Origin of the sequence: Variovorax sp. LjRoot175, assembly GCF_964253805.1 — a bacterium.
Taxonomy (GTDB): domain Bacteria; phylum Pseudomonadota; class Gammaproteobacteria; order Burkholderiales; family Burkholderiaceae_C; genus Variovorax.
Genome location: NZ_CAXURY020000001.1, coordinates 4610141 through 4632517, shown reverse-complemented (window position 1 = coordinate 4632517; position 22377 = coordinate 4610141). Strand labels below are relative to the sequence as shown.

The 22377-nt window shown below is 65.4% G+C and carries 20 protein-coding genes; 17 read left to right on the top strand and 3 right to left on the bottom strand.

Annotated elements, in window-relative coordinates:
* Entirely contained in the window at nucleotides 1-639 is a 639-nt protein-coding gene (locus ACSQ89_RS23110) for a sulfite oxidase heme-binding subunit YedZ (RefSeq protein ID WP_436293399.1), read from the top strand.
* Here ACSQ89_RS23110 and lysA read toward each other — a convergent pair.
* Both lysA and lptM read right to left on the bottom strand, forming a co-directional pair.
* On the bottom strand, nucleotides 629-1909 hold the full coding sequence (gene lysA / locus ACSQ89_RS23105; protein ID WP_093105574.1) for a diaminopimelate decarboxylase: 1281 nt from the start codon (nucleotides 1907-1909) through the stop codon (nucleotides 629-631). The genes ACSQ89_RS23110 and lysA overlap by 11 nt on opposite strands.
* Nucleotides 1906-2148, bottom strand: a complete 243-nt coding sequence (gene lptM / locus ACSQ89_RS23100; RefSeq protein ID WP_436293275.1) for an LPS translocon maturation chaperone LptM — start codon at nucleotides 2146-2148, stop codon at nucleotides 1906-1908. Before lptM ends, lysA begins: the two co-directional genes overlap by 4 nt.
* Nucleotides 2149-2288: 140 nt before the next feature.
* Here lptM and ACSQ89_RS23095 point away from each other — a divergent pair, with 140 nt between their 5' ends.
* The 3 genes from ACSQ89_RS23095 (at nucleotide 2289) to cyaY (ending at nucleotide 3372) form a co-directional block, all read left to right on the top strand.
* Nucleotides 2289-2591: a hypothetical protein gene (locus ACSQ89_RS23095; RefSeq protein WP_436293276.1), complete on the top strand. Its 303-nt coding sequence runs from the start codon at nucleotides 2289-2291 to the stop codon at nucleotides 2589-2591.
* Nucleotides 2584-2865, top strand: a complete 282-nt coding sequence (locus ACSQ89_RS23090) for a BrnA antitoxin family protein (protein WP_436293277.1) — start codon at nucleotides 2584-2586, stop codon at nucleotides 2863-2865. Before ACSQ89_RS23095 ends, ACSQ89_RS23090 begins: the two co-directional genes overlap by 8 nt.
* 174 nt (nucleotides 2866-3039) lie before the next feature.
* Entirely contained in the window at nucleotides 3040-3372 is a 333-nt protein-coding gene (gene cyaY, locus ACSQ89_RS23085) for an iron donor protein CyaY (protein WP_436293278.1), read from the top strand.
* A gap of 3 nt (nucleotides 3373-3375) precedes the next feature.
* Here cyaY and ACSQ89_RS23080 read toward each other — a convergent pair whose 3' ends face one another.
* Nucleotides 3376-5781: a penicillin-binding protein 1A gene (locus tag ACSQ89_RS23080; RefSeq protein WP_436296454.1), complete on the bottom strand. Its 2406-nt coding sequence runs from the start codon at nucleotides 5779-5781 to the stop codon at nucleotides 3376-3378.
* A 240-nt stretch (nucleotides 5782-6021) separates the two neighbouring features.
* Between ACSQ89_RS23080 and ACSQ89_RS23075 the strand changes: the two genes are divergently transcribed.
* From ACSQ89_RS23075 to ACSQ89_RS23015, 13 genes are all read left to right on the top strand, one after another.
* A complete protein-coding gene (locus ACSQ89_RS23075) occupies nucleotides 6022-7101 on the top strand; it encodes a pilus assembly protein PilM (protein WP_093106143.1) in 1080 nt (359 codons plus the stop codon).
* Nucleotides 7098-7718, top strand: a complete 621-nt coding sequence (locus tag ACSQ89_RS23070) for a PilN domain-containing protein (RefSeq protein WP_093105581.1) — start codon at nucleotides 7098-7100, stop codon at nucleotides 7716-7718. Before ACSQ89_RS23075 ends, ACSQ89_RS23070 begins: the two co-directional genes overlap by 4 nt.
* Before the next feature lie 8 nt (nucleotides 7719-7726).
* Nucleotides 7727-8401 carry a type 4a pilus biogenesis protein PilO gene (locus tag ACSQ89_RS23065; RefSeq protein ID WP_093105584.1) on the top strand — a complete coding sequence of 225 codons (675 nt, stop codon included), beginning with the start codon at nucleotides 7727-7729 and terminating at the stop codon, nucleotides 8399-8401.
* Nucleotides 8398-8937, top strand: a complete 540-nt coding sequence (locus ACSQ89_RS23060) for a pilus assembly protein PilP (protein ID WP_436293280.1) — start codon at nucleotides 8398-8400, stop codon at nucleotides 8935-8937. The genes ACSQ89_RS23065 and ACSQ89_RS23060 overlap by 4 nt, the downstream gene beginning before the upstream one ends.
* The gene (pilQ, locus tag ACSQ89_RS23055) at nucleotides 8934-11081 is read left to right on the top strand and encodes a type IV pilus secretin PilQ (RefSeq protein WP_436296453.1); all 2148 of its coding nucleotides are present in this window, start codon (nucleotides 8934-8936) and stop codon (nucleotides 11079-11081) included. Before ACSQ89_RS23060 ends, pilQ begins: the two co-directional genes overlap by 4 nt.
* Nucleotides 11082-11105: 24 nt before the next feature.
* Nucleotides 11106-11651 carry a shikimate kinase gene (locus tag ACSQ89_RS23050; protein ID WP_436293281.1) on the top strand — a complete coding sequence of 182 codons (546 nt, stop codon included), beginning with the start codon at nucleotides 11106-11108 and terminating at the stop codon, nucleotides 11649-11651.
* 36 nt (nucleotides 11652-11687) lie between these two features.
* Nucleotides 11688-12788, top strand: coding sequence for a 3-dehydroquinate synthase (aroB, locus tag ACSQ89_RS23045; RefSeq protein WP_436296452.1), 1101 nt, complete (start codon nucleotides 11688-11690; stop codon nucleotides 12786-12788).
* A 16-nt stretch (nucleotides 12789-12804) separates the two neighbouring features.
* Entirely contained in the window at nucleotides 12805-13938 is a 1134-nt protein-coding gene (locus ACSQ89_RS23040; RefSeq protein WP_093105597.1) for a deoxyguanosinetriphosphate triphosphohydrolase, read from the top strand.
* On the top strand, nucleotides 13935-15197 hold the full coding sequence (locus ACSQ89_RS23035; RefSeq protein ID WP_436296451.1) for an MFS transporter: 1263 nt from the start codon (nucleotides 13935-13937) through the stop codon (nucleotides 15195-15197). Before ACSQ89_RS23040 ends, ACSQ89_RS23035 begins: the two co-directional genes overlap by 4 nt.
* Nucleotides 15194-15769 carry a DUF1415 domain-containing protein gene (locus ACSQ89_RS23030; protein WP_436293285.1) on the top strand — a complete coding sequence of 192 codons (576 nt, stop codon included), beginning with the start codon at nucleotides 15194-15196 and terminating at the stop codon, nucleotides 15767-15769. The genes ACSQ89_RS23035 and ACSQ89_RS23030 overlap by 4 nt, the downstream gene beginning before the upstream one ends.
* Entirely contained in the window at nucleotides 15766-16632 is an 867-nt protein-coding gene (locus tag ACSQ89_RS23025; RefSeq protein WP_436293286.1) for a class I SAM-dependent methyltransferase, read from the top strand. The genes ACSQ89_RS23030 and ACSQ89_RS23025 overlap by 4 nt, the downstream gene beginning before the upstream one ends.
* A gap of 21 nt (nucleotides 16633-16653) precedes the next feature.
* Nucleotides 16654-17346: a transposase gene (locus ACSQ89_RS23020; RefSeq protein WP_436296450.1), complete on the top strand. Its 693-nt coding sequence runs from the start codon at nucleotides 16654-16656 to the stop codon at nucleotides 17344-17346.
* A 185-nt stretch (nucleotides 17347-17531) separates the two neighbouring features.
* The gene (locus ACSQ89_RS23015; RefSeq protein WP_436296449.1) at nucleotides 17532-22274 is read left to right on the top strand and encodes a glutamate synthase-related protein; all 4743 of its coding nucleotides are present in this window, start codon (nucleotides 17532-17534) and stop codon (nucleotides 22272-22274) included.
* The last annotated feature ends 103 nt before the right edge of the window (nucleotides 22275-22377 follow it).

The following is a 22377-nucleotide window of genomic DNA, read 5'->3' as shown; positions in this document are numbered from 1 at the left end:
GTGAACAAGCTTCTGATGCACCCGGCGGCCAAGCCGCTGGTGTTCGTGCTCTCATTGCTGCCCTTCGCATGGCTGGTCTACGGTGCGTTCACCGATGGCCTGGGCGCCAATCCCGCCGAGTACCTGATCCGCTCGACCGGCGACTGGACGCTGCGCTTCATCTGCATCGTGCTCGCCGTGACGCCGCTGCGGGTGATCACCAAGACCAATGCGCTGGCGCGCTTTCGCCGCATGCTGGGCTTGTTCGCCTATTTCTATGTCGTGGTCCATCTGCTGAGCTACAGCTGGTTCGACATGGGCTTCGACGTTCCGGAGATCGCCAAGGACATCGCGAAGCGCCCGTTCATCCTGGTGGGCTTCTCGGCTTTCGTGCTGCTCACGCCGCTGGCCGCGACCTCGTTCAACCGGGCCATCAAGGCGCTGGGCGCGAAGCGCTGGCAGACGCTGCACAAGCTGGTCTATGTGATCGCCGGGCTGGGCCTGCTGCACTTCTTCTGGATGCGCGCGGGCAAGAACGACTTCGCGGAAGTGTTCGTCTATGCCGCGATCATCGCGCTGCTGCTGGGCTGGCGCGTCTGGAACTTCGCGAGCGGCAAGAAGAGGGTGCAGCGCCCTGCGCTGCGCTCGGTCAGTCGCTGAGCTGTTCGCTGCGCAGCTGGTCTTCGATGCTTTCACGCCGGCGGATCAAGGCGGCACGCTCACCGCTGACCAGCACTTCGGCGGCACGCCCGCGCGTGTTGTAGTTGCTCGCCATGGCCATGGAGTAGGCGCCGGCCGAAAGCACGGCCAGCAGGTCGCCTGCTTCCACCGCCAGCGCGCGGTCGCGGCCGATCCAGTCACCGCTCTCGCAGACCGGGCCCACGACGTCGTAGCTGACGGTCTCGCCCTGGCGCTCAGCCACCGGAACGATTCGGTGAAAAGCCTGGTACATCGCGGGCCGCGGCAGATCGTTCATCGCCGCATCGACGATGCAGAAGTTCTTGTCCTCGCCCGGCTTGGTGTAGAGCACTTCCGTCACGCAAACCCCGGCGTTGCCGACCAGCGAACGTCCGGGCTCGACGATGAGTCGGCGCCGTCCGAAGCCGCGCGCATCGAGGCGCGCGAGCAGCTGCTGCCACAGCGCATCGGCCGCCGGCGGCGTGTCGCCGTTGTAGTCGATGCCCAGCCCGCCTCCGAAGTCGAGGTGATGCAGCGCAATGCCGGCCTTCTCGATCGCCTCGACCAGGTCGAGCACGCGCTCCAGCGCTTCGAGGTAGGGCGAGGCGTCGGTGATCTGCGAACCGATGTGGCAGTCGATGCCGACGATCTGCAGCCCCTTCAACGACGCGGCGTGCTGGTAGATCGCGACCGCGCGGTCGTGCGCCACGCCGAACTTGTTGCCCTTGAGGCCGGTCGAGATGTAGGGATGCGTTTTCGGGTCGACGTTGGGATTGATGCGCACGCTGATCGATGCGCGCCGGCCTTCTTCGAGCGCGACGGCGTTGAGCACATCGATCTCGGCCTCGCTTTCCACATTGAAGCAGCCGATGCCGGCCGCGAGCGCCTGGCGCATTTCGCTCTTCGTCTTGCCGACGCCGGAGAAGATCACCTTGGCAGGGTCGGCGCCCGCGGCGAGCACGCGCGCGAGCTCGCCGCCGGAGACGATGTCGAAGCCGCAGCCCGCTTCGGCAAAGACGCGCAGCACGCCCAGCGAGGAGTTGGCCTTGATGGCATAGCAGACCAGCGCGTCGCGGCCTTCGAAGCCGCGCTGGTAGGCGCCGAGCGCATCGAGCATCCATTGCTTCGAATAGACGAACAGCGGCGTGCCATGCTCGCGCGCCAGGGTCGAAAGCGGCACGCCTTCGACGTGCAAGGTGCCGTTCTTGCGTGCGATGTGGGGATGTCCCGGAAGGCGCGGGTCGCTGCTCACTTCGTTCCTTCGGTCGTTGCCGGCGCCTGTGCGGGCGAATTGGCGGGCTCGTTGCGCGACGATTCGGGAATCAGCAAACCCGGCAGCGTGGCGCGATTCTTTGCGGCCGGATCGGTCGGAAGATAGAGCGGGCCCTTCTGGCCGCAGCCGGTCAGCGCGACCCCAACGATTGCGAGGCCAATCGCGCTCACTAGAATTTGATGAACATTCAACATGGTGAAATTGTACGTTTCGACCATTGGTCGCTTGGCGGACCGCCTGACCTTCGGGGGTTCCAACCAGTGCACCGGGTCAAGTGGCGGTTGAGCATATTTGTTGTAGTAACAAATAATCCTTGCGTCGGGTTTTATTTGTTACTACAATAAATTCACTGTTCACAGTGATCGAAACGCCTACGTTCCAGCGCCTCGCTGCCGAAGTTTGGTCTGAGGAAGAGCGGCTGGATTTCGTGGGATGGATCGCTGCGAACGCAGAGTCCGGCGACGTCATCAAGGGCACTGGCGGTCTGCGCAAGGTCCGTTGGACCCGTCCCGGCATGGGGAAGCGCGGCGGCGCCCGCGTGATCTATTTCAACCGCAACGACCAGGGCGATCTCGTGTTGTTGCTGGTCTATACGAAGGCCAAGCTCGACAACATTGCTCCGGCCTTTCTGGTGAAACTGAAGGAGGCGATCAATGCCTAAGATCAAAGACCCCGACGTGATGCAGTTCGAGCAAGATCTGCTCAAGTCCATCGACGAAATGAAGCGCGGCGAACATGCCGCTGTGCATACGCCGGCACAGATCGCTGCGCGCAAGCGTGGCCGACCGGCAGGCAGCGTGAAGGCGGATGTCAAGGTGTCCACCACCATCCGCTTCGATGCGGACGTGCTGGAGGCGCTCAAGGCCTCCGGCCCGGGCTGGCAGACGCGAGCGAACGACGCCCTACGGGCAGACATCCAGGCGGGCCGGCTGTAACGCCCGCTCGTCAGGCCCGGTGGCATGGCTTGGTCACCGTCGAATTGCGATTGCCAAGCCCACTGCTGCACGACGGATTCGGATTCACGGCAATATCGTGCTCGGAAGCGGTGCCGGAAAGCCCGCTACGAGACCCCTCATGAAGCGCCTGAGCGCGAAGGTACAAGAACTGTAATGACCGACCCCGAGTACATGAACCGCGCGGAAGCGGCGCTGGCCGCCATCGAGCGCAGCTGCGACCGCATCAACGACGCGACCGACGCCGATATCGACAACCAGCGCGTGGGCGGCATGATCACGATCACCTTTCGCAACCGTAGCCAGTTGGTCGTCAACCTGCAGCCGCCGTTGCGTGAAATCTGGCTGGCGGCCAAGTCCGGCGGCTACCACTACCGGCACGACGGCCGTGCGTGGGTCGACACCAAGACCGGGGAAGAGCTCTTCGGCAACCTGTCGCGCGAAGCGACTGCGCAAGCCGGGCAGCCCTTGCAGTTCGTGGCCGGCTGACGATCAGTTGCGGAAGAACTCGAGGATGCGGTTGCGCTCTTCCGGCGGCGGCGCCGGACTGACTGGCACGCCCGAGATCGCTTCGGCCGGCGGCGTCGGGCCGGCCTCGACGCCCAGGGTCGCGACGCCTCGGCCCGGTGCATAGTCGTCGTAGTACCACTCGCCGCCGACGTTGACCACGCCGGACGGCGCCGTGTTCAATTCGGCCACCGGCACGCCCTTGATGGCGGTCTCCATGAAGCTGATCCAGATGGGCAGGCTCAGGCCGCCGCCGGTCTCGCGATCGCCGAGCTTGCGCGGTGTGTCGTAGCCCATCCACGCCACCGCGGCCATCGTGGGCTGGAAGCCGGCGAACCATGCGTCCAGCGAGTCGTTGGTGGTGCCGGTCTTGCCGTAGAGGTCGGGGCGCTTCAGCGTGGCTTGCGCCTTGGCGGCCGTGCCGCTGCGCGCCACCTCCTGCAGCAGGCTGTCCATGATGAAGGCATTGCGCTGGGGAATCGCGCGCATGGCTTCGTTGAGCAGCGGAGGCTGCGTCTCCACCAGGACCTTGTCCTTGTGATCGGTGATGCGCGTCACGAGGTAGGGATTGACGCGGTAGCCGCCATTGGCGAACACCGAGTAGGCGGTGGCCATCTGCATCGGCGTGACCGATCCGGCGCCCAGCGCCATCGGCAGGTAGGCGGGATGCTTCTCGCGCTCGAAGCCGAAGTTGCTGATCCAGTCCTGCGCGTAGCGCGTGCCGATCGACTGCAGCACGCGGATCGACACCATGTTCTTGGAGCGGGCGAGCGCGCGGCGCAGCGACATCGGTCCTTCGAAAGTGCCGTCGTAGTTCTTGGGCTCCCACGGTTGTCCGCCGGTGGTGCCGGCATCGAAGAAGAGCGGCGCATCGTTGACGACCGTGCCGGGCGTGAAGCCCTTCTCGAGCGCGGCCGAGTAGATGAAGGGCTTGAAGCTCGAACCCGGCTGGCGCCAGGCCTGCGTGACGTGGTTGAACTTGTTCTTGTCGAAGTCGAAGCCGCCGACCATGGCCTTGACCGCGCCGTCGCGCGGGTCGAGCGCGATGAAAGCACCCTCGACCTCGGGCAGCTGGGTGATCTCCCAGGTGTTCTTCGGGGTCTTCACGACACGGATCACCGCGCCGCGACGGATCCTGATGTTGGGCGGCGCCTTGTCCGAGAGCCCGGACTGCGCGGGCCGCAGGCCGTCGCCGATGATCTGCAGCGTGTCGCCGTTGCCGCGCACGGCGTTGATTTCCTTGGCGCTGACCCTGAGCACCACGGCTGACATCACATCGCCATTGTCCGGATGATCGGCCAGGGCGTCGTCGACTGCCTCGTCGAGCTCCTTGGGATCGGCGGGCAGGTCGACGAACTTCTCGGGGCCGCGATAGATCTGGCGGCGCTCGTAGTCCATGATGCCTTTGCGCAAAGCGCGATACGCGGCGGCCTGGTCGGCGGCCACCAGCGTGGTATAGACCTTGAGGCCGCGCGTGTAGGTGCTGTCGCCGTACTGTGCGTACATCAGCTGGCGCACGGTTTCGGCCACGTATTCGGCATGCAGCCGCGTCGGATCCGCGGCGTCGCGCAGGTGCAGCTCTTCCTTCTTGGCTTCTGCTGCCTGTTCGGCCGTGATGAAGCCGGCTTCCTGCATGCGGTCGATCACATAGAGCTGGCGCCCTCGTGCACGAGCAGGGTTGTTGACCGGGTTGTTGGCGCCGGGCGCCTTCGGCAGCCCGGCCAGCATCGCCGCCTGGGCGATCGTGATGTCCTTGAGGGGCTTGCCGAAATAGGCTTCGGATGCCGCCGCGAAACCGTAGGCCCGGTTGCCGAGATAGATCTGGTTCAGATAGATCTCGAAGATCTGGTCCTTGGAGAGCAGGTGCTCGAGCTTGAAGGTCAGCAGCACCTCGTAGATCTTGCGGGTCAGCGTTTTTTCCGAGCTCAGGTAGACATTGCGCGCCACCTGCATGGTGATGGTGGAGGCGCCCTGGCTCTTGACGCGATTCATATTGGCCAGGCCGGCGCGGACCAGGCCCTTGTAATCAACCCCGCCGTGGTCGTAGAAGCGCGCATCCTCCGCCGCCAGCACGGCGTCCTTCATCATCTTCGGGATGGTCGCGATCGGGGTGAGGTTGCGGCGCTCTTCGCCGAATTCGCCGATCAGAGTGCCTTCCGAGGAAAAAACCCGCAGTGGCAGCTTGGGGCGATAGTCGGCGAGCTCGGAGATGTCCGGCAGGTTCGGATAGGCGACGGCCAGCGCGACGGCAATCACACAGACCAGGGATGCCGCCGCGGCCGCAGCGATACCCAAGCCCCACAGCACGATGCGCATGAGCCATGAAAGCCAGGCCGGGCGCGCGGGAGGAGGGGTTCTGGCGGGCCCGTTGGGGCGAGTTTTTTCGGGCATGAAAGGTGGAGAAGTCAGCGCTCATTATAAAAAGGCGACCCCTTCGGACGGCTCTGGGGGCGCGCATAAAACCCAAGTACTCGCATTTGTGACCAAAGTTGCAGAACCGTACTGTTACGTCCCCTTTTGACAACGCTTGTCGCTGGAGTGAGGATTCGCCGCTTGGTTGCCCGTGCACCTCCTGCTAGCATGCAACCACTCGCAAATATTTCCAATCGTTACAAACGGATGGGATCGAACTTGACTGCTTTGGGATCGTTGTTTCGCCGTCAGCCCGCGCCACTGCTCGGGTTGGACGTCAGTTCGTCCAGTGTGAAGCTGGTCGAGCTCGGCCGCGATGCCAGCGGCAAGCTGGTATTGGAGCGTTGTGCGATCGAGCCTCTGGAACGGGGATGGATCACCGACGGCAACGTCGAGAAATTCGACGAGGTCGCCGAAGCGGTGCGGCGCGTTGTCCGCAAGAGCGGCACCCGCACCAAAAACGCCGCCTTGGCGTTGCCGCCTTCGGCCGTCATCACCAAGAAGATCGTTCTGCCGGGCGGCATGAGCGAGCAGGAGCTCGAGATCCAGGTCGAGTCCGAGGCCAATCAATACATCCCCTTTTCGCTGGACGAAGTGAGCCTGGACTTTTGCGTCATCGGGCAGAGCGCCAATTCAGCAGGCGATGTCGAGGTTCTGATCGCCGCGTCGCGCAAGGAAAAGGTGCAGGACCGCCAAGGTTTGGCCGAGGCGGCAGGGCTGAAGGCCATGATTCTCGATGTCGAATCCTATGCTTCGCGCTTGGCCACGGCGCGGCTCATCGAGCAACTCCCCGGCCAAGGCCGCGATGCCGTGGTCGCGCTGTTCGAGGTGGGAGCGTTCACCACGAGCATGCAGGTCTTGCGCAACCAGGAAGTGCTTTACGACCGCGACCAGGCTTTTGGCGGCGCCCAGCTCACCCAGCTGATCGTTCGGCAGTACGGCTTTTCCGCGGAAGAGGCGGAAGCCAAGAAGCGCAGCGGCGATTTGCCCGACGACTACGGTTCGGGTGTGCTGAAGCCCTTCGTGGCAAGCATCGCCCAGGAGATCGCCAGGGCGCTGCAGTTCTTCTTTACCAGCACGCCGCACAACCGCGTCGACTACGTGTTGCTGGCGGGCGGCTCGGCATCGCTGCCGGGGCTGACCAGCGCCGTGACGCGGCAGACTTCATTTGCCTGTTCGCTCGTCAATCCCTTCGACGGGATGGAGATCGGCAGTGGAATCCGGGAGAAGAAGGTGCGCCGTGAGGCCCCGTCCTATCTGACATCGTGCGGCTTGGCGATGCGGAGGTTTCTGCAGTGATTCTGATCAATCTGCTCCCGCACAGGGAGGCTTCGCGCAAGCGCAGGCGAGAGGCCTTCTATGCGACTTTGGGCGCCTCGGCGGTCCTCGGCTGCCTGATCGCAGGTGCGGCATTCCTCTGGTACCAGGCTCAGATTTCCAGCCAGCAAGCGAAGAACAGCTTTCTGCAGTCCGAGATCACCAAGCTCGAAGCGGAGATCAAGGAGATCTCGACCTTGCAGGCCGAAATTGCGGCCTTGCGTGCACGGCAACAGGCGGTCGAAGACCTGCAGGGCGATCGGAATCTGCCGGTGCATCTGCTCAACGAGCTCGTTCGCCAGCTGCCGGACGGTGTCTATCTGACGAGCATGAAACAGGACAACCAGACGGTCACGCTTCAAGGCATGGCGCAGTCCAACGAACGCGTGTCGGAACTGCTGCGCAATCTTGGCAACAACAGCCCGTGGCTGGTCAAGCCGGAACTGGTCGAAATCACGTCCGCGAATATCAATCTGAGTCCGCGTGACCAGCGCCGGGTTGCGAACTTCACCATGCGCATCGGCCTCAAGCGGCCCACGGATGCTCAGAAGGCCGCGGCCGGTGCGGCCACGGCGGCATCGGCTGCAGTCAAGGGATAGGCGTCATCATGGCAACAACGCGCGCTTCCCAAAAGATCGACATCGCTGCCGCCGCGCAGCGCTTCGGGGATCAGTTCCGGGGTCTCAATCCGAACGACCCATCCGTCTGGCCGCCGGTGCCGCGCTACGCCTTGTGCGTCGCCGTCACGGCCCTGGTGCTGGTGGCACTGTGGTTCGTGTGGCTCACCAATTCGAACGACGAACTCGAAGCCGAGCGCGCGAAGGAAGTCACGCTCAAAGCGGACTATCAGAAGAAGGTTGCGCAGGCCGCCAACCTCGACTTGCTGAAGAAGCAGCGCGAGCAGGTGCAGCAGTATGTGACCCTGCTCGAAAAGCAGCTGCCGAGCAAAGCGGAAATGGACGCATTGCTCTCCGACATCAACCAGGCCGGGCTGGGCCGCAGTCTCCAGTTCGAATTGTTCCGTCCGGGGCAGGTTTCGGTGAAGGACTATTACGCCGAGCTGCCGATCGCCGTGCGGGTGACGGGTCGCTACCACGACATGGGCGCCTTCGCCGCGGACGTCGCCAACCTTTCCCGCATCGTGACCTTGAACAACTTGACGGTGACGCCGCAAAAGGATGGCGCTCTGACCTTGGATGCCACGGCGCGGACCTTCCGCTATCTGGACGATGAAGAGCAGGCGGCGCAGAAACGCGCCGCGGCGGGGGCGAAGAAGAAATGAGAACGCTCGGTTTTCTGTGGCTCGGCATTGCTGCCGTCGGCCTCAGCGGTTGCATGGGGTCGGAGCAGGAGGACCTTCAGCGCTGGATGGCGGAGCAGAGGGCGCAAGTGCGGCCCAACGTTCCGCCCATCACGGAGCCGAAGAAGTTCACGCCCCAGGCCTACACCGAGGCCAGTGCCTTCGAGCCCTTCAACATGCAGAAGCTGACGCAGGCTCTGCGGCGCGACTCGAACCAGCCGAGCACGTCGGGGCTCATCGCGCCCGAATTGGCTCGCCGCAAGGAGGCCCTCGAGGCTTTCCCGCTCGATTCGATGGCCATGGTCGGCAGCATGAACCGCAAGGGCGAGCCGGTGGCCCTGGTCACGGTCGACAAGCTGCTGTACCAAGTGCGCGTCGGCAACTATCTGGGACTCAACTACGGGCGCATCACCCGTATCAGTGAAACCGAACTCGGCTTGCGTGAAATCGTGCAGGACGCCGCCGGTGAATGGATCGAACGCGTGGCGACGCTGCAGTTGCAAGAGAGGTCGAAATGAATTCCAAGAAATCAATGTTCGCGCAGTGGCTGCGCGCTGTTGGCGTGAGCCTGCTTGCATTCGGCACGATCGCCGTCGCGCAGGCGCAGAACGCCATCGAATCGGTGACGAGTTCGATGCAATCCGGCGCCGAAGTCATTCGGGTCGACCTGACGCAACCGCTGTCTGCCGTGCCAACCGGCTTCGCGATTCAGACACCGGCGCGCATCGCGCTCGATTTCCCGGGTGTGACGAATGCCATCGGCCGTTCGGCGATCGACGTCAACCAGGGCAATCTGCGCTCGGTCAACGTGGTGCAGGCCGGTGAACGCACGCGCCTGGTCCTGAACCTGAAGCAGGCTACCGCGTACAAGGCTGAGATCCAGGGCAAGTCCTTGTTGATTTCGCTGGAGCCCGTTCCGGGCGCCGCATTGGTTGCTTCCACGCCTTCCGCATTTGCCGAGAACCGCAACCGGGACACCTTGCCCTTGCGCGACGTCGATTTCCGCCTGGGCTCGGACAACACCGGCCGCGTGATCGTCGACCTGGCCAACAACCAGGTGGGCGTCGACATTCGCCAGCAAGGCAAGAACCTGGTGGTCGAATTCACCAAGTCGACCCTGCCCGAGGGCCTGCGCCGCCGTCTGGACGTTTCGGACTTCGGCACGCCCGTCCAGTTGGTGACGACGCAGCAGTCCGGCGACCGCGTGCGCATGACCATCGAGCCCAAGGGCGATTGGGAACACAGTGCCTACCAGAGCGAGAACCAGTTCGTCGTCGAAGTGCGCCCGCGCAAGGTCGACCCGACCAAGCTCACCCAAGGCGCCGGCTACAGCGGCGAGAAGCTCTCGCTGAACTTCCAGAACATCGAAATCCGCTCGCTGCTGCAGGTGATCGCCGACTTCACGAATTTCAACATCGTGACCTCGGACTCGGTGACCGGCGCGCTGACCTTGCGCCTGAAGGATGTGCCCTGGGACCAGGCACTGGACATCATCATGCAGGCGAAGAACCTGGGCATGCGCAAAAACGGCAGCGTTCTGTGGATCGCACCCAAGGACGAAATCAACGCCAAGGAAAAGCTCGAATTCGAAGCCCAGGCTGCCATCCAGAACCTGGAGCCTCTGCGGACCCAATCGTTCCAGCTGAACTACACCAAGGCCATTGCCATCGCACAGGGCCTGACCGGCGCGGGCGCATCGAGCGGTGGCGGCGGTTCGGGAACGACGACGCGCATCCTGAGCCCGCGCGGCAGCGTGATCGCCGAATCGCGCACCAACCAGCTCTTCGTTTCGGACATTCCTTCGCGTCTCCAGCAGGTGGCCGAGCTGATCCAGAAGCTCGACGTCCCCGTGCGCCAGGTGCTGATCGAGGCGCGCATCGTCGAGGCTTCGGACACCTTCGGCAAATCCCTGGGCGTGCGGCTCGGCGGCGGCGTCGCCGGCGGTACGGTGGGCTCGAACAGCGGCCGCCCGATTTTCGGCAACGTCGGCGTCATGCCGGTCGTCACGCCGGCAACGGCAACCACGACGGGCAGCGCGTTGACGACTTTCACCAATTCGAACTTCGTGAACCTGCCGTCGACCGGCGTTTCCGGCAACGGCAATGCGCCGGGCACTTTCGCGATCTCGCTCTTCAACTCCAGCTTCTCGCGCATGCTGAACCTGGAAATCTCCGCGCTCGAAGCCGACGGCAAGGGCAAGGTGGTGTCGAGCCCGCGCGTGGTGACTGCAGACCAGACCAAGGCATTGATCGAGCAGGGCACTGAACTGCCCTACCAGGTCGCCACCTCCAGCGGCGCCACCTCGATCGCGTTCCGCAAGGCCAACCTCAAGCTCGAGGTCACGCCGCAGATCACGCCCGAGGGCAACATCATCCTGACGCTCGACGTCAACAAGGACACGGTCGGCCAGGCCACCACGGCCGGTTTCGCGATCAACACCAAGCACGTGCAAACCGAGGTGCTGGTCGAAAACGGCGGCACGGTGGTCATCGGTGGTATCTTCGAGCTCACCGAAACCAACGATGAATCGCGCGTGCCGGTGCTCGGTGAAGTGCCCTATGTCGGGGCGCTGTTCCGTACGCGCAATCGCGTTGCCAACAAGACCGAAATGCTCGTCTTTATCACCCCGAAGATGATTACCGACCGCAACGCCGCGCGCTGAACGCGCGGGCGTTCGTAGCACCGCGTGGCGGTCGCGCTCGTCGGCTTGCCCGGCGCCGGAAAATCAGCAGTGGGCCGGCGCCTCGGCCAGCGCCTGCAGCTTCCCTTCATCGACAGCGACGAGGTGGTCGAGCGCCGGATCGGCTGCTCCATCCGCGACTACTTCGAACGCGAAGGCGAAGAAAGCTTCCGCAATGTCGAAGAAGCCGTGATCGCCGATCTCGCGGCGACGGCCCATGGCGTCGTGGCGACCGGCGGCGGCGCCGTACTGCGGGAGGCCAACCGGATCCAGCTGCGCACGCACTTCCACGTGATCTACCTGCGATCCTCGCCCGAGGATCTGTTCCGGCGGCTGCGCCACGACGTCAAGCGCCCCCTGCTGCAGGTGGCCGATCCCCTGGGTCGCCTGCATGAGCTTTACAGTGCGCGCGACCCGTTCTATCGCGAGACGGCCCACGACGTGGTCGAGACCGGCCGGCCCTCGGTCGCGATGCTGGTGAACATCATCGTGATGCAGCTCGAACTTGCCGGCGCGGTCTCCGCCGAAACCCGGAGCCACCCACCGGACTGAGGCAAGCCCTTGCGGCATGCGCCTAAACTCGGGGCCATGCGATTGCCTGCCTCCCCCGAATCCGTCGAGATCCAGCTCGGCGAACGCAGCTATCCGATCCTGATCGGCAGCGACCTGCTCGGCGAACCGAATAATTTTGCGGCGGTACCCGCAGCCGCCACGGCCCTGATCGTCACCAACACCACCGTGGCGCCGCTCTATGCGGCTGCATTGCGCCGGACGCTGGCCGGACGCTTCCATGCCGTGCACGTGCTCGAACTGCCCGACGGCGAAGCGCACAAGGACTGGCAGACGCTGAACCTGATCTTCGATGCCCTGCTCGGCCACGGCTGCGACCGCAAGACGGTGCTGTTCGCGCTCGGCGGCGGGGTGGTGGGCGACATGACCGGCTTCGCCGCAGCGAGCTACATGCGCGGCGTGCCCTTCGTGCAGGTGCCGACCACCTTGCTGGCCCAGGTCGACTCGTCGGTGGGCGGCAAGACCGCGATCAATCACCCGCTCGGCAAGAACATGATCGGCGCCTTCTATCAGCCGCAACTGGTGCTGTGCGACCTCGCCACGCTCGGTACGCTGGCGCCGCGCGAACTCAGCGCCGGCCTGGCCGAGGTCATCAAGTACGGCCCCATCTACGACATGCGCTTCCTCGACTGGATCGAGTCGAACATCGACGCGCTGGTGGCCAGACAACCGGGTGCGCTGGCATACGCCGTCAAGCGCAGCTGCGAGATCAAAGCCGCGGTGGTGGGGCAGGACGAGCGCGAAACCGGCCTGCGGGCGATCCTCAATTTCGGCCACACCTTCGGGCACGCGATCGAGTCGGGCCTGGGCTACGGCCAGTGGCTGCATGGCGAGGCAGTCGGCTGCGGCATGGTCCTGGCCGCGCATCTGTCGCAGCGGCTGGGTGGCGTCGACGCTGCCTTCGTGCAGCGTCTCACGGCCTTGATCGAGCGCGCGGGCCTGCCCGTGGTCGCGCCTGCGCTCGGCGCGGAGCGCTATCTCGAACTGATGCGCATCGACAAGAAGTCGGAGGCGGGCGAGATCCGCTTCGTCGTGATCGACAAGCCCGGCTCGGCCGTCATGCGCAGCGCACCCGAGGCGATGGTGCGCGAGGTGCTGGCGCAATGCTGCGCGGCCTGAATCGGAAGGCTTCGCGATGAGCCTGGCGCGCCATGCCAGCGATCCGGCGCGCTCGCGCGGGCGGCGGCATCCCGAGCCGCCTGCGCCCACGCGCGATGCCTTTCAGCGCGACCGCGACCGCATCGTGCATTCGACCGCGTTCCGGCGCCTGGTCTACAAGACCCAGGTGTTCCTGAACCACGAGGGCGACCTGTTTCGCACCCGCCTGACCCATTCTCTCGAGGTCGCGCAGCTCGGCCGTTCGATCGCCCGCGCGCTGCGGCTCAACGAAGACCTGGTGGAAGCCGTCGCGCTGGCGCACGACCTCGGCCACACGCCTTTCGGCCATGCGGGCCAGGACGCGCTCAATGCCTGCATGACGGAGCACGGGGGCTTCGAGCACAACCTGCAGAGCCTGCGTGTCGTGGACGAACTCGAACACCGCTATCCGCAGTACGACGGCCTCAACCTGAGCTTCGAGACCCGTGAAGGCATCCTCAAGCACTGCTCCCGAACGAATGCGGAGCGCATCGAGGCGAGCGAGCCGGGCGGCGTGGCGCGGCGTTTCTGCGACGGCACGCAGCCTTCGCTCGAAGCGCAGCTGTGCAACCTCGCGGACGAGATCGCCTACAACGCCCACGACATCGACGACGGCGTGAGGTCGGGGCTGATCAGCATCGAGCGCGTGAGCGAGGTCGGCCTGTTCGACCGCTATCGCCGCGAAGCGCTGGCCGAGTATCCGCAACTGCAGGGGCGGCGCGTGCTCTATGAGGCGATCCGCCGGATGCTGAGCGCGCAGGTCTACGACGTGATCGATGCCACCCGCGCCGCGCTCGAGGCGGCCGCGCCGGCCGATGCCGACGCCGCGCGCAGGGCCGGGCCGCTGGTGCTCTTCAGCGAGGCCATGCGCGCGCAATCCATCGAGCTCAAGCAGTTCCTTTTTCGCAATCTCTACCGGCATCCGCGCGTCACGCAGACCACCGACCGGGCGCAGCAGGTCGTGCGCGAGCTGTTCGCCGCCTATCTGGCCCGCGCCGAAGAGATGCCCGACTCCTATGCGCAGCGTGCGGGCCGGCATCGCGCTGTGGCCGACTACATCGCCGGCATGACCGATCGCTTCGCGATGCGGGAACACGAGCGCCTCACTGGACGGCGGTGGACCGAAGAATGAGCCGCAGCCAAGCGCATGCACGCATACCCGCCGCTGCGCTCGCCGTGGTCGTGGCGGGCGTCGCGGCCGCCTTGCATCTCGGCAAGCTGGCGCCGGCCGTCCCGGCCTTGCAGGCCTCTCTGGGCATCGGCTTGGTCGAAGCAGGCTTTCTGCTGTCGTTGGTGCAGGTCGCCGGCATGACCCTCGGCCTCGTGGTCGGCCTGGCGGCGGACACGATCGGCCTGCGCCGCAGCATGCTCGCGGGCCTGGCCGTGATCACAGGCGCAAGCGTGCTCGGCGGGCTGGTCGGGAGCTCGGGCGAGGGCGGGGCGAAGGCCATTCACCTGCTGCTGGTGCTGCGTGCACTCGAAGGCGTCGGCTTTCTCCTGGTGGTGATGCCGGGGCCCGGGCTGATCCGTTCCATGTCGCAACCGAGCACCGAGAAGGCGGCGATGGGTCTTTGGGGCGCCTACATGCCGCTCGGCGTCGCCTTGGCGCTACTGCTCGGGCCCGCGTTCATCGCGTGGGCGGGCTGGCCGGGCTGGTGGTGGGCGCTGTCGCTGGTGTCGGCGGCCGCGGCGGCGTGGGTCGTGCTCGGCGTGCCCGCGGACAACAAGCGCATGGCATCGCCTGCCGCCATCTCGCCGGAGAACTGGTCGGGACGCCTGCTCGATACCGTGCGCGCAGGCGGACCCTGGACGCTCGCGCTGGCGTTCGCGGTGTACTCGGCGCAATGGATGGCGGTGATCGGCTTCCTGCCCGCCATCTACACCGACGCTGGCGTCCCGGATGCCTGGAGCGCAGCGCTGACAGCGCTCGCGGCGGCGATGAACATCGTCGGCAACGTCGCCGGCGGCCGCTTCCTGCAGCACGGCATCGCGCCCGAGCGCCTGCTGCGCGTGGGCTTCGTCGTGATGGCGCTCGGCGGCGTCGCGGCCTTTGCGCAGATCGGCCAGGCCGCCGATGTCGCCAGCCTGCCGCCCGCGCTGCGCTATCTCGCGATCTGCATGTTCTCGCTCGGCGGCGGGGTGGTGCCGGCGACGCTCTTCATGCTCGCGGTCCGGCTGGCGCCCGGGCCTTCCACCGTGTCAACGACGGTGGGGATGATGCAGCAGGCCTCGTCGCTGGGGCAGTTCATCGCGCCGCCGGTCGTCGCCTGGATCGCCCACCGCGGCGGGGGCTGGCAATGGACCTGGGTCGTGACCTTGGCCTGCTCGCTGGCGGGGATGGCCCTCGTATCCCGCGTGTCGCCTTCAAGTCCCCGCACGGGCACGGCATGAACACAGGTGCCACAATTTCGGCAGCACAGGCGCAGGCCGACACGCAACGCTGGCTCGAGCGCGCGGTCATCGGTCTCAACCTGTGCCCCTTTGCGAAGGCGGTGCATGTGCGAGGACAGATTCACTATGCCGTCTATCTGCCGGGCGAAGAGGCCGACCTGATCGATGCGCTGCTTCTTGAAGCGCACGAGCTCGCGGCCCGGGACCCTTCCGAACGCGACACCACACTCTTGATCGCACCGAACACCTTGGCCGACTTTCTGGACTTCAACGATTTCACGGCGCGCGCTGAGCGTCGGCTGATGCGCGCGGGTTTCGACGGCCAGTTCCAACTGGCGAGCTTCCATCCGCACTACCAGTTCGCCGGCACGGAGGCCGAGGACATCACCAACGCGACCAATCGTGCGCCGTACCCCACGCTGCACCTGCTGCGCGAAGACAGCGTGAGCCGCGCCGTCGAAGCCTTCCCGGATGCCGAGGCCATTTTCGGGCGCAATATCCAGACCCTCGAGGCGCTCGGTGCCGCAGGGTGGGATGCGCTGGATGTCGGTCCGGGCGGAGCGGCGCGATGAGCAGCAAGACCGTCGCCCGCGCGTCGAAAGCCGAAGCCGACCTGCAAAGCGAGTTGCGGCCCGGTCAATCGATCGAGTTGCTCAAGGAACTACACATCCTCACGCGCGAAGGCCGGCTCAACCAGGATTCGCGCCGCAAGCTCAAGCAGGTCTATCACCTGTTCCAGTTCATCGAGAAGCTGCTGCACGAATTGCCGAACGAGGGCGCCCAGGCCACGCTGGCCGACCATGGCGCGGGCAAGTCCTACCTCGGTTTCATCATCTACGACCTGTTCTTCAACCAGCGCGGCGGTGGGCACGTATACGGCATCGAAACCCGGGCCGAACTGGTCGACCGGTCGCGCGCGCTTGCTGCACGGCTCGGTTTCGAGCGCATGTCCTTCCTCAATCTCACCGTGGCCGAATCTGCCGGCGCCAGCGAACTGCCGGCGCGGATCGACATCGTGACCGCGCTGCATGCCTGCGATACCGCCACCGACGATGCGATCGCTTTCGGCCTCGCGAAAGAAGCGCGTTTCATGGTACTGGTTCCCTGCTGCCAGGCCGAGATTGCCGCCTGCCTGCGGCAGACCAAGGCGCTGGCGCTGTCACGCACACCGCTGGCCGAGCTCTGGCGCCACCCGCTGCACACGCGCGAAATCGGCAGCCAGCTCACCAACGTGCTGCGCTGCCTCTACCTGGAGGCGAACGGCTACCAGGTCACGGTGACCGAGCTGGTGGGCTGGGAGCACAGCATGAAGAACGAGCTGATCATCGCGCGCCATACCGGCCAGCGCAAAGCCAGCGCCGCGGCGCGGCTGCGCGAGCTGCTGGAGCAGTTCGGGCTCGAGTCCTTGCTGGCGACGCGCTTTCGCCTGCCCTGATCGATGCGCTGAATCCGCGCCATGGCACGCCTGCCCCGCCTCACGCTGGCCGACCAGCCGCACCACGTGATCCAGCGCGGGAACAACCGCCAAGCCGTCTTCATCGACCGCGCCGACCGCGAGATGCTGCTGGGCCTGCTGGGCGAGAACGCCGCGCGCTTCGGCATCGCCTTGCACGCCTATGTGCTGATGGACAACCATTTCCACCTGCTCGCCACGCCTTCGAGCGCCGACGGACTGCCGCAGTGGATGCAGGCGATCGGGCGGCGCTACGTGCGCTACTTCAACGACCGGCATGGACGCAGCGGTACCTTGTGGGAAGGGCGCTACAAGTCGACGCTGATCCAGACCGATCGCTACTTGCTGGCCTGCATGGCCTACATCGACCTGAACCCGGTGCGGGCCGGCATCGCCGCGGAGGCGCGCGACTACCCGTGGTCGAGCCATGCGCACTATGCCGGGCTGCGACACGACAAGCTGCTGACACCGCATCCTTTGTACTGGGCGCTGGGCAACACGCCGTTCGCCCGCGAAGCCGCGTATGCCGATTTGGTGCGCGCGGGCGTTCCGGCCACCGATCAAGCGGAGTTGACCGAGGCCACGCTGCATGGCTGGGCGGTGGGGGATCGCGACTTTCTGGAGTCGTTACAAAAAGCCACGCCGCGGCGTGTGCTCAAGGCCCGCCCTGGCCGCCCGCCGGCCGCCCAGAGCTGATCGAAAAAATGCCGGAGCCCGCGCAGGATACAGTTCATTTGCTATCAATTTTGATGTGTCCCTTAATTAAGTTGTTCCCATGGGTATGGAATGAAATTGGAATCTGACCCCAAATAAAGTGTTTGGCATTATTTGTGCAACGCAATATGCTCCTTTTCCCTGCGAAAAATTGAAGGAGCACGCCCATGACAACGGCTGCCGAGATCGAGCATCTCCAACAACACGGCCTTTACTCCGGTGCCGACGAGCACGACGCCTGCGGCGTCGGCTTCGTGGCCCACATCAAGGGCGAAAAGAGCCATGCCATCGTGCTGCAGGGCTTGAAGATTCTCGAGAATCTGGACCATCGCGGCGCAGTGGGCGCTGACAAACTTATGGGCGACGGCGCCGGCATCCTGATCCAGCTGCCCGATCTGTTGTACCGCGAAGAGATGGCCAAGCAGGGCGTCACGCTGCCGCCGCCCGGCGAGTACGGCGTCGGCATGATCTTCCTGCCCAAGGAGCATGCTTCCCGCGAGGCCTGCGAGCAGGAGTTGGAGCGCGCCATCAAGGCCGAAGGCCAGGTGCTGCTGGGCTGGCGCGACGTGCCGGTGAATCGCGAGATGCCGATGTCGCCGACCGTGCGCAAGAAGGAGCCGCTCCTGCGCCAGGTCTTCATCGGCCGCGGCAACGACGTGATCGTGCAGGACGCGCTGGAGCGCAAGCTCTACGTGATCCGCAAGACCGCCAGTGCCAGCATCCAGCGCCTGAAGCTCAAGCACAGCAAGGAGTACTACGTTCCGAGCATGTCGAGCCGCACGGTGGTCTACAAGGGTCTGCTCTTGGCCGACCAGGTCGGCACCTACTACCTCGACCTGCAGGACAAGCGCTGCATCTCGGCCCTGGGCCTGGTGCACCAGCGCTTCTCGACCAACACCTTCCCCGAGTGGCCGCTGGCCCACCCGTACCGCTATGTCGCGCACAACGGCGAGATCAACACGGTCAAGGGCAACTACAACTGGATGAAGGCGCGCGAAGGCGTGATGTCCTCGCCGGTGCTGGGTGCAGATCTGCAGAAGCTCTATCCGATCAGCTTCGCCGACCAGTCCGACACCGCTACTTTCGACAACTGCCTCGAACTGCTCACGATGGCCGGCTACCCGATCAGCCAGGCCGTGATGATGATGATTCCCGAGCCCTGGGAGCAGCACGCGACCATGGACACGCGCCGCCGCGCCTTCTACGAGTACCACGCCGCGATGCTGGAGCCCTGGGACGGCCCGGCCTCGATCGTCTTCACCGACGGCCGCCAGATCGGCGCCACGCTCGACCGCAACGGCCTGCGGCCCTCGCGTTACTGCGTGACCGACGACGACCTGGTGATCATGGCCTCCGAATCCGGCGTGCTCCCCGTGCCCGAGCAGAAGATCGTGCGCAAGTGGCGCCTGCAGCCCGGCAAGATGTTCTTGATCGACCTGGAACAAGGCCGCATGATCGACGACGAGGAGGTCAAGGCCACCCTCGCGAACAGCAAGCCCTACAAGCAGTGGATCGAGAACCTGCGCATCAAGCTCGACAGCGTCGAGGCCGAGGCCGTGCAGGCGCCGGTGAGCCAGGTCGCGCTGCTCGATCGCCAGCAGGCCTTCGGCTACACGCAGGAAGACATCAAGTTCCTCATGAGCCCGATGGCCGCGGCCGGCGAGGAGGGCATCGGCTCCATGGGCAACGACAGCCCGCTGGCCGTGCTGTCCAACAAGAACAAGCCGCTCTACAACTACTTCAAGCAGCTGTTCGCGCAGGTCACGAACCCGCCGATCGATCCGATCCGCGAGGCGATCGTGATGTCGCTGGTGTCCTTCATCGGTCCGAAGCCGAACCTGCTCGACATCAACCAGGTCAACCCGCCGATGCGGCTCGAGGTGAGCCAGCCGATCCTCGACTTCGGCGACATGGCGAAGCTGCGCGACATCGGCAAATACACGCAGGGCAAGTTCAAGAGCTACACGCTCGACATCACCTATCCGCTCGCTTGGGGCGAGGAGGGCGTCGAGGCCAAGCTGGCCTCGCTGTGCGCCGAAGCGGTCGATGCGATCAAGGGCGGCCACAACATCCTGATCGTGAGCGACCGCGCGGTGAGCCCGACCCAGATCGCGATCCCCGCGCTGCTGGCGCTGTCGGCCATCCACCAGTACCTGGTGCGCGAAGGCCTGCGGACCACCGCCGGCCTGGTGGTCGAGACCGGCTCGGCGCGCGAGGTGCATCACTTCGGCGTGCTGGCGGGCTATGGCGCCGAGGCTGTGCACCCGTACCTCGCGATGGAAACCCTGGCCGCGATGCATGAAGACCTGTCGGGCGACCTGAGCGCCGAGAAGGCGATCTACAACTACGTCAAGGCGATCGGCAAGGGTCTGTCCAAGATCATGTCGAAGATGGGCGTCAGCACCTACATGAGCTACTGCGGCGCGCAGCTCTTCGAAGCCATCGGGCTCAACAGCGAAACGATCGTCAAGTACTTCACCGGCACCGCCAGCCGCGTCGAGGGCATCGGCGTGTTCGAGATCGCGCAGGAAGCCATCCGCATGCACAAGGCGGCCTTCAGCGACGACCCGGTGCTCGCCCACATGCTCGACGCCGGCGGCGAATACGCCTGGCGCACGCGCGGCGAGGAGCACATGTGGACGCCCGACGCGATCGCCAAGCTGCAGCACAGCACGCGCGCCAACAACTTCAACACCTACAAGGAATACGCGCAGCTCATCAACGACCAGAACCGCCGCCATCTCACGCTGCGCGGGCTGTTCGAGTTCAGGATCGATCCGGCCAAGGCGATTTCCGTGGACGAGGTCGAGCCGGCGAGCGAGATCGTCAAGCGCTTCGCGACCGGCGCCATGTCGCTGGGCTCGATCAGCACCGAAGCGCATTCGACGCTCGCCGTCGCGATGAACCGCATCGGCGGCAAGAGCAATACCGGCGAGGGCGGCGAAGACCCGGCGCGCTATCGCAACGAGCTCAAGGGCATCCCGATCAAGGCGGGCGACACGCTCAAGAGCGTGATCGGCGAAGCCAACGTCGAGGTCGACCTGCCTCTGCAGGACGGCGACTCGCTGCGTTCGAAGATCAAGCAGGTCGCCTCGGGCCGCTTCGGCGTCACCGCCGAGTACCTCTCGTCGGCCGACCAGCTGCAGATCAAGATGGCGCAGGGCGCGAAGCCTGGCGAAGGCGGCCAGCTGCCGGGCGGCAAGGTGTCCAACTACATCGGCGCGCTGCGCTACTCGGTGCCGGGCGTGGGCCTCATTTCTCCCCCCCCGCACCACGACATCTATTCGATCGAGGATCTGGCGCAGCTGATCCACGACCTGAAGAACGTCGCGCCGCACGCGAGCGTGAGCGTCAAGCTGGTGAGCGAAGTCGGCGTCGGCACGATCGCGGCCGGCGTCGCCAAGTGCAAGAGCGACCACGTCGTGATCGCGGGCCATGACGGCGGCACCGGCGCGTCGCCATGGTCGTCGATCAAGCACGCGGGCAGCCCGTGGGAGATCGGCCTGGCCGAGACCCAGCAGACCCTGGTGCTCAACCGCCTGCGCGGGCGCATCCGCGTGCAGGCCGACGGCCAGATGAAGACCGGCCGCGACGTCGCCATCGGCGCACTGCTTGGCGCCGATGAGTTCGGCTTCGCGACCGCGCCGCTGGTGGTCGAGGGCTGCATCATGATGCGCAAGTGCCACCTCAACACCTGCCCGGTCGGCGTGGCCACGCAGGACCCGGTGCTGCGCAAGAAGTTCACCGGCAAGCCCGAGCATGTGGTGAACTACTTCTTCTTCGTTGCCGAGGAAGTGCGCCAGATCATGGCGCAGCTGGGCATCCGCAAGTTCGACGAGCTGATCGGCCGCGCCGACCTGCTCGACACCAAGAAGGGCATCGAGCACTGGAAGGCCCGCGGCCTGGACTTCAGCCGCCTGTTCGCGCAGCCGAACGTGCCGGCCGACGTGCCGCGCTACCACGTCGAGGCGCAGGACCACGGCCTCGCGAAGAGCCTCGACAACAAGCTGATCGAGAAGTCGCGCCCGGCGATCGAGAAGGGCGAGAAGGTGCAGTTCATCGAGGTGGCGCGCAACGTCAACCGATCGGTCGGCGCCATGCTCTCGGGCGCGCTGACCAAGGTGCATCCGCAAGGCCTGCCTGACGATTCGATCCGCATCCAGCTCGAAGGCACGGGCGGCCAGTCCTTCGGCGCCTTCCTGGCGCGCGGCATCACGCTCTACCTGATCGGCGATGCCAACGACTACACCGGCAAGGGCCTCTCGGGCGGCCGCGTGGTGGTGCGTCCCAGCCTCGACTTCCGCGGTGAAGCGATACGCAACACCATCGTCGGCAACACCGCGCTCTACGGCGCGACCACCGGCGAGGCCTACTTGTGCGGCGTGGCCGGCGAGCGCTTCGCGGTGCGCCTGTCGGGCGCCACCGCGGTGGTCGAAGGCACTGGCGATCACGGCTGCGAATACATGACCGGCGGCACGGTCGCGGTGCTCGGCAAGACCGGGCGCAACTTCGCGGCCGGCATGAGCGGCGGTGTCGCCTTCGTCTATGACGAGGACGGCCAGTTCGCGTCGCGCTGCAACCTCTCGATGGTCTCGCTCGACAAGGTGCTGACCTCCGCCGAGCAGATCGCGAGCGTGCACCGCAAGATCTGGCACGACGGCGAGACCGACGAGGCGCAGCTCAGGAAGCTCCTGGAAGACCACCATCGCTGGACCGGCAGCAAGCGCGCGCGCGAACTGCTCGACACCTGGGCGGTCTCGCGCACCAAGTTCGTCAAGGTCTTCCCGAACGAATACAAGCGCGCGCTGGCCGAGATCCACGACCGCCAGGTCGAGCTCACGAGCAGCGGCAACAACGCCCACGTGGGCATGGAGCCGCACGCGGTCGTCAACAAGCCGGTCACGGCCTGATCAAGCAACAACTCTTCATACGCCGTGCAGCTTCTTTAGGTGTGCCATCTCAACCCTTCGGGGAGCACCGCGGATCCGGCTTTGCCGGGCCGCTGGTGCTGCC

Bases quoted from the DNA above. Each gene is read 5' to 3' on its own strand.
- ACSQ89_RS23025 (WP_436293286.1), top strand. From the start codon at position 15,766: ATGAGCAGCAAGACCGTCGCCCGCGCGTCGAAAGCCGAAGCCGACCTG.
- ACSQ89_RS23080 (WP_436296454.1), bottom strand. From the start codon at position 5,781: ATGCCCGAAAAAACTCGCCCCAACGGGCCCGCCAGAACCCCTCCTCCC.
- ACSQ89_RS23090 (WP_436293277.1), top strand. From the start codon at position 2,584: ATGCCTAAGATCAAAGACCCCGACGTGATGCAGTTCGAGCAAGATCTG.
- aroB (WP_436296452.1), top strand. From the start codon at position 11,688: ATGCGATTGCCTGCCTCCCCCGAATCCGTCGAGATCCAGCTCGGCGAA.
- ACSQ89_RS23030 (WP_436293285.1), top strand. From the start codon at position 15,194: ATGAACACAGGTGCCACAATTTCGGCAGCACAGGCGCAGGCCGACACG.
- ACSQ89_RS23040 (WP_093105597.1), top strand. From the start codon at position 12,805: ATGAGCCTGGCGCGCCATGCCAGCGATCCGGCGCGCTCGCGCGGGCGG.
- ACSQ89_RS23015 (WP_436296449.1), top strand. From the start codon at position 17,532: ATGACAACGGCTGCCGAGATCGAGCATCTCCAACAACACGGCCTTTAC.
- lptM (WP_436293275.1), bottom strand. From the start codon at position 2,148: ATGGTCGAAACGTACAATTTCACCATGTTGAATGTTCATCAAATTCTA.
- ACSQ89_RS23065 (WP_093105584.1), top strand. From the start codon at position 7,727: ATGGCAACAACGCGCGCTTCCCAAAAGATCGACATCGCTGCCGCCGCG.
- ACSQ89_RS23020 (WP_436296450.1), top strand. From the start codon at position 16,654: ATGGCACGCCTGCCCCGCCTCACGCTGGCCGACCAGCCGCACCACGTG.
- ACSQ89_RS23035 (WP_436296451.1), top strand. From the start codon at position 13,935: ATGAGCCGCAGCCAAGCGCATGCACGCATACCCGCCGCTGCGCTCGCC.
- cyaY (WP_436293278.1), top strand. From the start codon at position 3,040: ATGACCGACCCCGAGTACATGAACCGCGCGGAAGCGGCGCTGGCCGCC.
- ACSQ89_RS23060 (WP_436293280.1), top strand. From the start codon at position 8,398: ATGAGAACGCTCGGTTTTCTGTGGCTCGGCATTGCTGCCGTCGGCCTC.
- pilQ (WP_436296453.1), top strand. From the start codon at position 8,934: ATGAATTCCAAGAAATCAATGTTCGCGCAGTGGCTGCGCGCTGTTGGC.